At 45.5% G+C, this 14,242-nt stretch carries 10 protein-coding genes; 9 read left to right on the top strand and 1 reads right to left on the bottom strand.

Features of this window, described 5'->3' with window-relative positions:
• Nucleotides 1–272: 272 nt before the first annotated feature.
• From secE to rpoC, 8 genes are all read left to right on the top strand, one after another.
• Nucleotides 273–653 (top strand): preprotein translocase subunit SecE, encoded by a 381-nt coding sequence (gene secE / locus RH45_RS14130; RefSeq protein ID WP_008078235.1) that lies wholly within the window; start codon nucleotides 273–275, stop codon nucleotides 651–653.
• 13 nt (nucleotides 654–666) lie between these two features.
• On the top strand, nucleotides 667–1,215 hold the full coding sequence (nusG, locus tag RH45_RS14125) for a transcription termination/antitermination protein NusG (protein WP_008078233.1): 549 nt from the start codon (nucleotides 667–669) through the stop codon (nucleotides 1,213–1,215).
• Between the two features lie 183 nt (nucleotides 1,216–1,398).
• Entirely contained in the window at nucleotides 1,399–1,827 is a 429-nt protein-coding gene (gene rplK, locus RH45_RS14120) for a 50S ribosomal protein L11 (RefSeq protein WP_008078231.1), read from the top strand.
• 4 nt (nucleotides 1,828–1,831) lie between these two features.
• Nucleotides 1,832–2,536 carry a 50S ribosomal protein L1 gene (gene rplA, locus RH45_RS14115; protein WP_008078230.1) on the top strand — a complete coding sequence of 235 codons (705 nt, stop codon included), beginning with the start codon at nucleotides 1,832–1,834 and terminating at the stop codon, nucleotides 2,534–2,536.
• A 290-nt stretch (nucleotides 2,537–2,826) separates the two neighbouring features.
• A complete protein-coding gene (gene rplJ, locus RH45_RS14110) occupies nucleotides 2,827–3,321 on the top strand; it encodes a 50S ribosomal protein L10 (RefSeq protein ID WP_004415880.1) in 495 nt (164 codons plus the stop codon).
• Nucleotides 3,322–3,378: 57 nt separating this feature from the next.
• Entirely contained in the window at nucleotides 3,379–3,747 is a 369-nt protein-coding gene (gene rplL / locus RH45_RS14105) for a 50S ribosomal protein L7/L12 (RefSeq protein ID WP_008078229.1), read from the top strand.
• Between the two features lie 232 nt (nucleotides 3,748–3,979).
• A complete protein-coding gene (gene rpoB / locus RH45_RS14100) occupies nucleotides 3,980–8,008 on the top strand; it encodes a DNA-directed RNA polymerase subunit beta (RefSeq protein WP_008078228.1) in 4,029 nt (1,342 codons plus the stop codon).
• 92 nt (nucleotides 8,009–8,100) lie between these two features.
• On the top strand, nucleotides 8,101–12,303 hold the full coding sequence (rpoC, locus tag RH45_RS14095) for a DNA-directed RNA polymerase subunit beta' (protein ID WP_008078227.1): 4,203 nt from the start codon (nucleotides 8,101–8,103) through the stop codon (nucleotides 12,301–12,303).
• 276 nt (nucleotides 12,304–12,579) lie between these two features.
• Here rpoC and RH45_RS14090 read toward each other — a convergent pair whose 3' ends face one another.
• Nucleotides 12,580–13,074 carry an Rsd/AlgQ family anti-sigma factor gene (locus RH45_RS14090; RefSeq protein ID WP_008078226.1) on the bottom strand — a complete coding sequence of 165 codons (495 nt, stop codon included), beginning with the start codon at nucleotides 13,072–13,074 and terminating at the stop codon, nucleotides 12,580–12,582.
• Between the two features lie 179 nt (nucleotides 13,075–13,253).
• Between RH45_RS14090 and nudC the strand changes: the two genes are divergently transcribed.
• Nucleotides 13,254–14,036, top strand: a complete 783-nt coding sequence (gene nudC / locus RH45_RS14085) for an NAD(+) diphosphatase (RefSeq protein ID WP_008078225.1) — start codon at nucleotides 13,254–13,256, stop codon at nucleotides 14,034–14,036.
• Nucleotides 14,037–14,242: the final 206 nt, after the last annotated feature.

Raw genomic sequence — 14,242 nt, 5'->3', positions numbered from 1 at the left:
TTAACGATTAGCTGAAGTCTTCGGAAAAATCTTTGAATAAGATTTGACGAACCAGTAGCAAAAAGGGCATCATTTGATGCCCTTTTTCTGCACTAAATATAATGTTTGCCGATTTCTTGTCCAAGCAAACATTAAGCAGGATTTTTGGTCGTGATGCTGTATCGCGATCAATAAAAGAGTACGTCAATCGCTTAAGATTGTCGTTTCATGGATTTGCCCTGCAACAGCGGGGTTGTTTTCGTCTATATTAAGACTTGTGACAGGTTGGTTTTATGAAAGCAAATAATGCTGAAACTCCTGATAGCTCAAATGGCGCAGATATCTTCAAGTGGATTGCCACTTTTGTTCTGCTAGCTGCCGCTGTTGTGGGTAATTACCTGTATGGTGAAATGTCTGTAGTACTTCGTGCTGCGGGCGTTGTTGTACTAATTGCTGCGGCACTTGGTGTTGCTGCTACAACAACTAAAGGTAAAGCTGCGATCGATTTTGCTAAAGAATCTCGTATGGAAGTTCGTAAAGTTGTATGGCCTACTCGCCAAGAAACTATGCAAACAACTTTGATCGTTTTAGCTGTAAGTATTGTAATGGCTCTAGTGCTTTGGGGCATTGACGGCATCATGGTTCGTCTTGTTGCTCTAGCAACTGGGGTATAGAGGGTTTTTATACATGAGTGAAGCTCCAAAAAAACGCTGGTATGTGGTTCAAGCCTTCTCTGGATTTGAAGGTCGCGTAGCTCAGTCTCTTCGTGAGCATATCAAAATGCATAGCATGGAAGAGCTATTTGGCGAAGTTTTGGTTCCTACTGAAGAAGTAGTGGAAATGCGTGCAGGTCAACGTCGTAAATCTGAACGTAAATTCTTCCCAGGTTACGTTCTAGTTCAGATGATCATGAACGATGAATCATGGCACCTAGTACGTAGTGTGCCGCGTGTCATGGGCTTCATTGGTGGTACCTCTGACCGTCCAGCTCCTATCACTGATAAAGAAGCGGATGCAATCCTCAATCGTCTTGAGAAAGCAAGTGAAGCTCCTCGCCCACGTACTATGTACGAAGCAGGTGAAGTGGTACGTGTTACTGACGGTCCATTTGCTGACTTCAACGGTACCGTTGAAGAAGTGGATTACGAGAAGAGCCGCCTGAAAGTGTCTGTATCGATCTTTGGTCGTGCAACACCAGTTGAGCTTGAATTTGGTCAGGTTGAAAAACTGGACTAAAACTCTGATTTATAGAGTATAAAAAATCACCTTTTTAGGGTTGTATAAGGCGCGGATTATGACTATAATTTCGCGCCTTATTATTTTGACTGAAACGAAAGTTATCAGCCGAAATAAAAAGTATTTATCTCAACGGGGAGCTGATCAACCGATTAGCGTTTGTACCCAAAATTAGGAATTATCATGGCTAAGAAAGTTGAAGCTTACATCAAGCTGCAAGTTGCTGCTGGTATGGCGAACCCAAGTCCACCGGTTGGTCCTGCACTAGGTCAACACGGTGTTAACATCATGGAATTCTGTAAAGCGTTTAACGCAAAAACAGAATCTATCGAGAAAGGTCTACCAACTCCAGTTGTTATCACAGTATACAACGACCGTTCTTTCACGTTCGTAACTAAGACTCCACCTGCTGCTGTTCTTCTTAAGAAAGCTGCTGGCGTTAAGTCTGGTTCAGGTCGTCCAAACACTGAAAAAGTGGGTACTGTAACTGACGCTCAAATCCAAGAAATCGCAGAAACTAAAGCTGCTGATATGACTGGTGCTGACATCGAAGCAATGAAGCGTTCAATCGCTGGTACTGCTCGTTCAATGGGCCTAGTGGTAGAGGGTTAATAAGATGGCTAAACTAACTAAGCGCATGCGCGTAATCCGCGAAAAAGTTGACGTAACTAAAGAATACGAAATCAACGAAGCTGTAGCTCTTCTTCAAGAACTAGCAACTGCTAAATTCGTTGAGTCTGTAGACGTTGCTGTTAACCTAGGCATCGATGCTCGTAAATCTGACCAGAACGTACGTGGTGCAACTGTACTACCTCACGGTACTGGCCGCGAAATCCGCGTTGCAGTGTTCACTCAAGGTGCAAACGCTGAAGCAGCTAAAGAAGCTGGCGCAGACATCGTAGGTATGGAAGATCTTGCTGAGCAAGTTAAGAAAGGCGAAATGAACTTTGACGTAGTTGTTGCTTCTCCAGATGCAATGCGCGTTGTAGGTCAACTAGGTACTATCCTAGGTCCTCGCGGTCTTATGCCAAACCCTAAAGTTGGTACTGTAACTCCTAACGTTGCTGAAGCAGTTAAGAACGCTAAAGCTGGTCAGGTTCGTTACCGTAACGACAAAAACGGCATCATCCACACTACTATCGGTAAAGCAAACTTCTCTGCTGAGCAGATCAAAGAGAACCTAGAAGCTCTTCTAGTTGCTCTGAAGAAAGCTAAGCCGTCTTCTGCTAAGGGTACATTCCTTCAGAAGGTTAGCATCTCTACTACAATGGGTGCTGGTGTTGCTGTTGATCAGGGTAGCCTGAACACTCTAGCAAACTAATTTATTTGCTTAGGCGTAGAGTTAGTGTATAATTCTGCGCCTAATATTTGTGGTTGGGGCTGAACTTTGGTTCATTAAATTCGTTAAGAATTTAGTCTGAATTATGACCCAGTCTCCGTCCAAGACCGTAGGTGTTTGCTTTAAGTAGACTTAATTTTCCTACGTAGATGGTGCCCGAACTGACAGAAAGCTCTATGTAAATAGTTAACTTTCTTCTGGGAAGCACCTGAATAACTCTCACTGTCGTGATGATAGTGAGTGGTGTAACGACAACCAGGAGTAAATCCAAGATGGCTTTAAACCTTCAAGACAAAAAAGCAATTGTTGCTGAAGTCAACGAAGCTGCCAGTGGTGCACTTTCTGCAGTTGTAGCTGACTCTCGTGGCGTAGAAGTTGGTGCTATGACTTCACTACGTAAACAAGCTCGTGAAGCGGGTGTTTATGTACGTGTTGTTCGTAACACGCTTATGCGTCGTGCGGTTGAAGGTACAGATTACGAGTGTCTAACTGACACTTTCACTGGTCCTACACTAATCGCATTCTCTAACGAGCACCCTGGTGCTGCAGCGCGTCTTTTCAAAGACTTCGCTAAAGAGAACAAAGACTTCGAGATCAAAGCTGCTGCATTTGAAGGCGCGCTAACTGACGCTGAAGTACTAGCGACACTACCAACTTACGACGAAGCTATCGCACGCCTAATGATGTGCATGAAAGAAGCTTCTGCAGGCAAGCTGGTACGTACTATCGCTGCACTACGCGACCAAAAAGAAGAAGCTGCTGCTTAAGCCTTGCTTTTCACTGGTTGCTATTTAAACTTATTGTTGATTTAAAAGAGAATTGTTATGTCTATCACTAACGAGCAAATCCTAGACGCAGTTGCAGAAATGTCTGTAATGCAAGTTGTTGAACTAATCGAAGCAATGGAAGAGAAATTCGGTGTTTCTGCTGCTGCTGCTGTTGTAGCTGGCGGCGCTGCTGCAGGCGAAGCTGCTGCTGAGCAAACTGAATTCGACGTAATCCTAGAATCTGCTGGCGGTAACAAAGTTGCTGTAATCAAAGCAGTACGTGGCGCAACTGGCCTAGGTCTTAAAGAAGCTAAAGCTCTAGTAGACGGCGCTCCTGCACCTCTTAAAGAAGGCGTAGAGAAAGACGAAGCTGAAGCTCTTAAAGCTCAGCTAGAAGAAGCTGGTGCAAGTGTTACTGTTAAGTAATTATTGCATAGTTTCTTAGCCTAACGGCTAATGGCTGGTGGTTTTATAACCACCGGCCTTTTTGCGCTGTAGGGGTTGGGTGATTTTTCCGCTGTTTGAGCACCCATATCTCTAGCAAAAAACGTTTCATTAGCTCTTAATGAAGCGTCACTACAATCAAACAGATATTCAGTCACTGTCTCATAACGATTGGAGACAGTTTGGGTCACTTATCAGCGAGCTGAGGAACCCCATGGTTTACTCTTATACCGAGAAAAAGCGCATCCGTAAGGACTTTGGTACTCGTCCACAAGTTTTGGACATTCCATACCTGCTATCGATCCAGCTCGATTCGTTCGAAAAATTCATCGAACAGGATCCTGAAGGTCAATACGGTCTTGAAGCTGCTTTCCGTTCTGTATTCCCAATTCAGAGCTACAACGGCAATTCCGAGCTGCAATACGTTAGCTACCGTCTTGGTGAGCCAGTTTTTGACGTTAAAGAATGTCAAATCCGCGGCGTAACTTATTCAAAACCACTACGCGTTAAACTACGTCTAGTTATTTTTGATAAAGACGCGCCAGCAGGTACTGTAAAAGACATTAAAGAACAAGAAGTCTACATGGGCGAAATTCCGCTTATGACAGACAATGGTACCTTCGTAATCAATGGTACCGAGAGGGTTATCGTATCCCAGCTGCACAGAAGCCCAGGTGTATTCTTCGACAGCGATAAGGGTAAGACCCACTCTTCAGGTAAAGTTCTATACAATGCGCGCGTAATTCCTTACCGTGGTTCATGGCTTGATTTCGAGTTTGATCCTAAGGACAACCTATACGTACGTATTGACCGCCGTCGTAAGCTTCCAGCATCTATCATTCTTCGCGCACTAGGTAAGACGACAGAAGAGATCCTGGACATCTTCTTTGAGAAGATTAACTTCGAAGTGAAAGATCAAACTCTGTTAATGGAGCTTGTTCCTGATCGTCTACGTGGTGAAACTGCGTCATTCGATATCGAAGCTAATGGTAAGACTTACGTTGAGACTGGTCGTCGTGTAACAGCACGCCACATCCGTCAACTTGAAAAAGATGGCGTTGATCACATCGAGGTACCTGTTGAGTACATCGTAGGCAAAGTTGCATCGAAAGACTACATCAACGAAGCGACAGGTGAGATCATTGTTGGTGCTAACCAAGAAATCAGCCTTGAATCACTAGCGAACCTTTCTCAAGCTGGCCACAAAGCGCTAGAAGTTCTATTTACGAACGATCTAGACCACGGTCCATTCATGTCAGAAACGCTACGTATTGACAGCACTGTTGATCGTATTTCTGCATTGGTAGAAATCTACCGCATGATGCGCCCTGGTGAGCCACCAACGAAAGAAGCTGCTGAAGCACTATTCGAAAGCCTATTCTTCTCTGAAGAGCGTTACGATCTGTCGACTGTTGGTCGTATGAAGTTTAACAGCTCTATCGAACGTGAAGATGCACAAGAGCAAGGCACACTTGATGAACTTGATATCATCGAAGTGATGAAGAAGCTTATCGCTATCCGTAATGGCATCGGTGAAGTGGACGATATCGACCACCTAGGTAACCGTCGTATCCGTTCTGTTGGCGAAATGGCAGAAAACCAATTCCGCGTTGGTCTAGTACGTGTTGAACGTGCTGTTAAAGAGCGTCTAAGCCTTGGTGATCTTGATGCAATCATGCCTCAAGACCTAATCAACGCTAAGCCTATCTCTGCTGCGGTTAAAGAATTCTTTGGCTCTTCACAGCTGTCACAGTTCATGGACCAAAACAACCCTCTATCAGAAGTTACGCACAAGCGTCGTATCTCTGCATTGGGTCCTGGCGGTCTAACTCGTGAACGTGCTGGCTTCGAAGTACGTGACGTACACGTAACTCACTACGGTCGTCTATGTCCTATCGAAACGCCTGAAGGTCCAAACATCGGTCTGATCAACTCTCTATCTGCGTTTGCGCGTTGTAACGAGTACGGTTTCCTAGAGACTCCATACCGTCGCGTTGTAGATGGTGTAGTAACAGACGAAGTAGATTACCTATCTGCTATTCAGGAAGGTCAGTACGTTATCGCTCAGGCGAACACTGTTCTTACTGAAGAAGGTACATTCTCTGAAGAGCTAATCACAGCTCGTCAGAAAGGTGAATCTGGCCTACACCCACGCGAACATGTTGACTACATGGACGTTGCAACTAACCAGGTTGTATCTATCGCTGCGTCGCTTATCCCGTTCCTAGAACACGATGATGCGAACCGTGCATTGATGGGTGCGAACATGCAACGTCAGGCCGTTCCAACACTTAAAGCTGATAAGCCTCTAGTTGGTACTGGTATCGAGCGTAACATCGCTGTTGACTCAGGTGTTACAGCGGTAGCGAAACGTGGTGGTGTAATCCAGTCTGTAGACGCTTCTCGTATCGTTGTTAAAGTAAACGAAGACGAGCTGATCCCTGGCGAAGCAGGTATCGATATCTACAACCTGACTAAATACACTCGTTCAAACCAAAACACGTGTATCAACCAGCGTCCATGTGTGATGCCAGGTGAACCTGTATCACGTGGTGATGTTCTAGCCGATGGTCCTTCAACAGACCTTGGTGAGCTAGCACTTGGTCAGAACATGCGTATCGCATTCATGCCTTGGAATGGTTACAACTTCGAAGACTCGATCTTAGTATCTGAGCGCGTAGTTCAAGAAGACCGTTTCACGACTATCCACATTCAAGAGCTATCTTGTGTGGCGCGTGACACTAAGCTTGGTGCTGAAGAAATCACTGCTGATATTCCAAACGTAGGTGAGTCTGCTCTGTCTAAACTGGACGAGTCAGGTATCGTTTACATCGGTGCGGAAGTGAAAGGCGGAGATATCCTTGTAGGTAAAGTAACGCCTAAAGGTGAAACTCAGCTAACTCCTGAAGAGAAGCTACTACGTGCTATCTTCGGTGAGAAAGCGTCTGACGTTAAAGATACGTCTCTACGCGTACCAAACTCTGTATCAGGTACAATCATCGACGTTCAAGTATTTACTCGTGACGGTGTTGAAAAAGACAAACGTGCACTTGAAATTGAACAAATGCAGCTTAAAGAAGCGAAGAAAGACCTTACTGAAGAATTCCAGATTCTTGAGGGTGGCCTTCTAAACCGTGTTAAAGCTGTATTGATCGACGGTGGTTACACTGAAGCGAAACTAGACACTATCGACCGTAAGAAGTGGCTAGAATTAACGCTTGAAGATGACGCACAGCAATCACAGCTTGAGCAACTTGCTGAGCAGTGGGACGAGCTAAAAGCTGACTTCGATAAGAAGTTTGAAACTAAGCGTCGTAAGATCACACAAGGTGATGATCTTGCACCTGGCGTACTGAAGATCGTTAAGGTTTACCTAGCGGTTAAACGTCGTATCCAGCCTGGTGATAAGATGGCGGGTCGTCACGGTAACAAGGGTGTAATCTCGAAGATCAACCCTGTTGAAGACATGCCTTACGATGAGAAAGGTCAGCCGGTTGACATCGTACTGAACCCACTGGGTGTACCATCGCGTATGAACATCGGTCAGATCCTAGAAGTACACTTAGGTCTGGCAGCGAAAGGCATCGGTGACAAGATCAACCAAATGGTGAAAGAGCAGCAAGAGCTAGCTAAGTTCCGTGACTTCCTACAGAAAGTTTACGACCTTGGTGATACTCGTCAGAAAGTAGACGTTGCGTCTCTAACTGACGATGAAGTTCGTACGTTGATCAAGAACCTACGTGGTGGTCTACCGATCGCGACTCCAGTATTTGACGGTGCTTCTGAGCAATCAATCAAAGAGCTTCTAAAACTAGGTGACCTACCAGAATCTGGTCAGCTTAAGCTATTTGATGGTCGCACTGGTGATGAGTTTGAGCGTCCTGTAACTGTAGGTTACATGTACATGCTGAAACTGAACCACCTTGTTGATGACAAGATGCACGCTCGTTCAACTGGTTCGTACAGCCTAGTAACTCAGCAACCACTTGGTGGTAAAGCTCAGTTCGGTGGTCAGCGTTTCGGTGAGATGGAAGTATGGGCACTAGAAGCATACGGTGCTGCTTACACGCTACAAGAAATGCTAACAGTTAAGTCGGATGACGTTAACGGCCGTACTAAGATGTATAAGAACATCGTAGATGGCAACCACAGCATGGAACCTGGCATGCCAGAGTCGTTCAACGTATTGTTGAAAGAGATTCGCTCGCTAGGTATCAACATCGAGCTAGAAGACGAAGAGTAATCCCTTCTTTCTTAATTGAGAAAAGCGATTATTTGGTAGAAGGTGCTCACTTTTGCGGGTGAGCCCCTTTTAACTCCTTACAGGAGCTGATTGTGAAAGACTTATTAAACTTTCTAAAAGCGCAGCATAAGACTGAAGAATTTGATGCAATCAAAATCGGTCTTTCTTCACCAGACATGATCCGTTCATGGTCTTTCGGTGAAGTTAAAAAACCTGAAACGATCAACTATCGTACGTTCAAGCCTGAGCGTGATGGTCTGTTCTGTGCGCGTATCTTTGGTCCAGTAAAAGACTACGAATGTCTTTGTGGCAAGTACAAGCGTCTGAAACACCGTGGTGTTATCTGTGAGAAGTGTGGCGTTGAAGTTACACAAACTAAAGTTCGTCGTGACCGCATGGGCCACATCGAGCTTGCATCACCAGTAGCTCACATCTGGTTCCTAAAATCACTGCCGTCTCGTATCGGTCTACTAATGGATATCCCTCTACGTGATATCGAACGTGTTCTTTACTTCGAAATGTACGTAGTAACTGAACCGGGTATGACGGATCTAGAAAAATCTCAGATGCTAACTGAAGAAGAGTATCTGGATCGTCTAGAAGAGTGGGGTGATGAGTTCACGGCTAAGATGGGTGCGGAAGCGATCAAAGACCTACTTGCGTCTATGGATCTTCCTGCTGAAATCGAAGAAATGCGTGAAGAGCTTCAGTCTACTAATTCAGAGACTAAGCGTAAGAAAATCACTAAGCGTCTGAAGCTTGTTGAAGCGTTCGTTCAATCTGGTAACAACCCAGAGTGGATGATCCTGACTGTGCTTCCGGTACTTCCGCCAGATCTACGTCCTCTAGTACCACTAGACGGCGGTCGTTTCGCGACTTCTGATCTGAACGACCTATACCGTCGCGTCATCAACCGTAACAACCGTTTGAAGCGTCTTCTAGAGCTAGCTGCTCCGGACATCATCGTACGTAACGAAAAGCGTATGCTGCAAGAGTCTGTTGATGCACTTCTAGATAACGGTCGTCGCGGTCGTGCGATCACGGGTTCTAACAAGCGTCCTCTTAAATCTCTTGCTGATATGATCAAGGGTAAGCAAGGTCGTTTCCGTCAGAACCTTCTAGGTAAGCGTGTAGACTACTCAGGCCGTTCTGTAATCACAGTAGGTCCTTACCTTCGTCTACATCAGTGTGGTCTTCCTAAGAAGATGGCACTTGAGCTATTCAAACCATTCATCTACAGCAAGCTAGAAACTCGTGGCCTAGCGACGACAATCAAAGCTGCTAAGAAAATGGTAGAGCGTGAAGAAGCGGTTGTTTGGGATATCCTAGACGAAGTTATCCGCGAACACCCAGTACTATTGAACCGTGCACCTACACTTCACCGTCTAGGTATCCAGGCGTTCGAACCAGTACTAATCGAAGGTAAAGCGATTCAGCTACACCCACTAGTGTGTGCGGCATACAACGCGGACTTCGATGGTGACCAAATGGCGGTTCACGTACCTCTAACTCTAGAGGCACAGCTTGAAGCTCGTACTCTGATGATGTCGACAAACAACATTCTGTCGCCAGCATCAGGTGATCCGATCATCGTACCTTCTCAGGACGTTGTATTGGGTCTTTACTACATGACTCGTGACAAGATCAACGTGAAAGGCGAAGGTATGTACCTTGCTAGCCCAGCTGAGGCTGAAAAGGCATACCGCACTAAGACGGCTGAGCTACACGCTCGCGTTAAAGTTCGTATCACTGAGACTGTTAAAGACGAAGATGGCAACAGCACAACAGAGACTAAGCTAGTTGATACAACTATCGGTCGTGCAATGCTATGGCAAATCGTGCCAGCTGGTCTTCCGTACAGCATCGTTAACCAAAAGCTAGGTAAGAAGCAAATCTCTAACCTACTTAACGAGGCGTACCGTAAGCTAGGTCTTAAAGACACAGTAATCTTCGCTGACCAAATCATGTACACAGGTTTCGCTTACGCGGCACTTTCTGGTGTATCTGTTGGTATCGACGATATGGTTGTTCCAGCAGCTAAGTACACTGAGATCGAAGAAGCGGAAGCAGAAGTTCGCGAAATTCAAGAACAGTACCAATCTGGTCTTGTAACTGCGGGTGAGCGCTACAACAAAGTGATCGATATTTGGGCATCAACCAACGATCGCGTAGCGAAAGCGATGATGGAGAACCTATCTTCAGAAACTGTTGTTAACCGCGACGGTGATGAAGAGCAGCAAGAGTCATTCAACAGCATCTACATGATGGCTGACTCGGGCGCTCGTGGTTCTGCAGCTCAGATTCGTCAGCTAGCAGGTATGCGTGGTCTGATGGCACGTCCAGATGGTTCAATCATCGAAACGCCGATCACCGCGAACTTTAAAGAAGGTCTAAACGTACTTCAGTACTTTATCTCAACGCACGGTGCTCGTAAGGGTCTTGCGGATACAGCACTGAAAACAGCGAACTCGGGTTACCTAACTCGTCGTCTAGTAGACGTTGCTCAAGACGTTGTTGTAACTGAACATGACTGTGGCACTCACGAAGGTGTTCACATGATGCCTCACATTGAGGGTGGTGATGTTAAAGTTGCACTAACTGAGCTTGCTCTAGGTCGTGTACTTGCTGAAGACGTACTTAAGCCAGGTTCTGAAGATGTTCTGATCCCACGTAACACTCTTATCGATGAGAAGTGGTGTCAGATCATGGAAGAGAACTCAGTAGACAGCATCAAGGTACGCTCTGTCGTAACTTGTGATACTGACTTCGGTTGTTGTGCACAGTGTTACGGTCGTGACCTAGCACGTGGTCACCTAGTGAACCAAGGTGAAGCAGTGGGCGTTATCGCTGCTCAGTCTATCGGTGAGCCGGGTACACAGCTTACAATGCGTACGTTCCACATCGGTGGTGCGGCATCTACTGCAGCAGCAGAGAACAGCATCCAAGCTAAGACAACAGGTACGGTTAAGCTACACAACGCTAAGTTCGTTACGAACAAAGACGGTAAGCTTGTCATCACTTCTCGTGCATCTGAACTAACCATCATTGATGAGTTCGGTCGTACTAAAGAGAAGCACAAACTTCCATACGGTTCTCTACTGTCTAAAGGCGACAACGATGCCGTTGAAGCTGGTGATACAGTGGCAAACTGGGAAGCGCACACTATGCCAATCATCACTGAAGTGGCAGGTCGCATCCAGTTCGTAGACATGATCGATGGCGTAACAGTTTCTCGTCAAACTGATGACCTAACAGGTCTATCTTCAAGCGAAGTAACTGACGCAGCAGCGCGCCCAGCAGCAGGTAAAGATATGCGTCCAGCTATCAAACTTGTTGATGCAGCGGGTAACGATGTAATGATCCCTGGTACTGATATGCCAGCTCACTACTTCCTACCTGGTAAAGCGATTGTTAACATCGAAGATGGCGCAGAAGTTGGTGTGGGTGACACGCTTTCACGTATTCCTCAGAAGTCTGGCGGTAACAAAGATATCACCGGTGGTCTTCCACGCGTAGCGGATCTATTCGAAGCACGTAAGCCGAAAGAGCCTGCGATTCTTGCTGAGCACACAGGTACTGTGAGCTTCGGTAAAGAGACGAAAGGTAAGCGTCGTCTAGTGATCACTCGTGATGGTGGTGACACTTATGAAGAGATGATTCCTAAGCATCGTCAGCTTAACGTGTTCGAAGGTGAGAAAGTTGAACGTGGTGATGTAATCGCAGACGGTCCTGAGTCTCCACATGACATTCTACGTCTACGTGGCGTACACGCTGTAACTGAATACATCGCGAACGAAGTTCAAGAAGTATACCGTCTACAAGGCGTTAAGATTAACGATAAGCACATTGAGACTATCGTTCGTCAAATGCTACGTAAGTGTACAATCACACATGCAGGTGACTCTGAGTTCCTAGCTGGTGAACAGGTTGAATACGCGAACGTTAAGATCGCTAACCGCATGCTAGAAGCAGAAGGCAAAGAGCCAGCTCGCTTTGAACGTGAACTACTAGGTATCACTAAGGCATCTCTAGCGACTGAGTCGTTCATCTCTGCGGCATCGTTCCAGGAGACAACTCGCGTACTAACAGAAGCAGCGGTTTCTGGTAAGCGTGATGAACTACGTGGTCTGAAAGAAAACGTAATTGTTGGTCGTCTAATTCCAGCAGGTACAGGTTTCGCTTACCACCAAGATCGTCAAGCTAAGCGTGCAGAAGAGCAAGAAGGTCCTTCAGCTGAACAAGCGACTGACAACCTTGCAGCATTGCTAAACGCTGGTTTCTCAGCAGAAGAGTAATCACTCGCTAAGAAATGACAAAAGGCACCCTCGGGTGCCTTTTTTGTTTTTGGTTTAGATAGTGTCTTTGAGAGCGTTTACTCACTAAAACAGGAGAGGGCTAAGCGAATTTTCAAGTCGAGTGGGTGAGTTGCGAGGAAAGTGGAAACCCAGATCTAATGAGCTAGGGTTTGCTCCCTATGGGTATGAGAGCTCGCTTCTTACTTTACTCTGCTAAGAAGAATACTAAAAAGGGTCGACTTACTTACGCCAACCCTCTTCATTCTTATTTCTAGCTTATGCGCCTGGGGGTATTGCTAAACTGTCAGCAATAAGTTGAATCAAACTGTCTTCCACCTCAAAGCGCATCTCTAACAGTTCCCCAACAGAGGATAAATCTGCTTCAAAGTTTGGTAGTTCATCGTCCGCGCTAACCGTGACGTACTTGTCATTAAATTCAAGCAGCGGTTCTGTGGTCAGGACAATCTTGGCGTAAGTCGCATCGATTTCATTATTAGTTTTAAAGCCCGTCGCTTGCCATTTTTCCATGACCATGTCGTAAATTTTAAAATGACCTTCGGAAATGTAATCAACAACGTGATTGCAAAAAGAGCTAATTTGTTTTGGTGAAGGGAGTTCGACGACGTTAGCGTGTCCATTTGCTGGCTGAAGGGAGCCCAACTGACAATATTCAACAATAAGCGACTGTCGAGTCTCTAACCAATGGTCAATGACTTCACTAGAGCCACCCCATTGTTCTTGTGTTTGTTTGAATTTATTTAGCATGACCATGCCCTCATGATCGGATCACACTCCGGTGATCATTATGCTTTGTTTTAACAAAGCTGTTCTAGAGATACAACCTCTTGTCCTTACTAGAATTTATAGCCAGAAAATTGTCTCACTACAAACTCTGGTATGAAATTAGATTGCCAGTAAAATGATCGAACTGCAAGTGATGAGGAAGGGCAATGTTAAATAAAAGTGACATAAACCGTATGAGAGATGCTTACTGGTGTATCGTGTCAGGTAGTGATCTTTGGCTAGTTGAAGGCGCGTTACCTCGTTCGAAAGACTTAGATTTTGAACTGCCGCTAGACGATGCCATTGAAATCGGCCGTTATGAGAATCTTCCGGTAATGTGGATTAATGACGCAGATATCGTGGCCGAGTTAACGCTTTCATCTCTGCGTGATTGCCTGCATTTCCCACAAGCGCTTTTTTTACTGGTGAGTAAGGCTGTCCAATATGGTCATATGAGCCAGACATTACGATTTTGTCCGCAATGTGGTGGTCGTAATCGTCTCAATCACAATCAGTTAGCGATGCAATGTGGCGATTGCCGTACCTTGCATTATCCACGTATTTTCCCATGCATTATTGTTGCCGTTCGTAAGGAAGAGCAGATCTTATTAGCTCAGCACCCACGGCATCGCAATGGTATGTACACTGTGATAGCAGGATTTTTAGAAGTTGGAGAAACGTTAGAGCAGTGTGTTGCGCGTGAAGTTAAAGAAGAAACGGGCATCAATGTGAACAATATTCGCTACTTTGGCAGTCAACCGTGGGCGTTCCCTTCGAGTATGATGATGGGGTTTCTGGCGGATTATGATTCTGGGGAGCTGAAACCTGACTATAGCGAGCTAACGGATGCCCGCTGGTTTAACATCGATAACATGCCTCCTGTCGCACCAGAAGGGACCATTGCTCGAGCGTTAATCTCCGAGACAATTGAAACGATTAAATCGTTATGATATTGAAAAATAGACAAAAAAAACCCTCCGAGAAGGAGGGGGTAAGTAAGATGTCGTTATGAGATGCTGAACACTTACATGTCCAGTTTATAATTGTAGTTTTCGCTAGCAAACAAATTTTTAACACCCTTACCTATTGGGTGCAAATTAAGCACTGATTTTATAGTTAATAACTTGATCTAGGTTGCAAAGCACACAGCTTTTGC

The organism is Vibrio sinaloensis DSM 21326, assembly GCF_000189275.1.
In the GTDB taxonomy this organism is placed as follows: Bacteria; Pseudomonadota; Gammaproteobacteria; order Enterobacterales; family Vibrionaceae; genus Vibrio; species Vibrio sinaloensis.
This window is presented reverse-complemented; position numbering and strand designations above follow the sequence as displayed.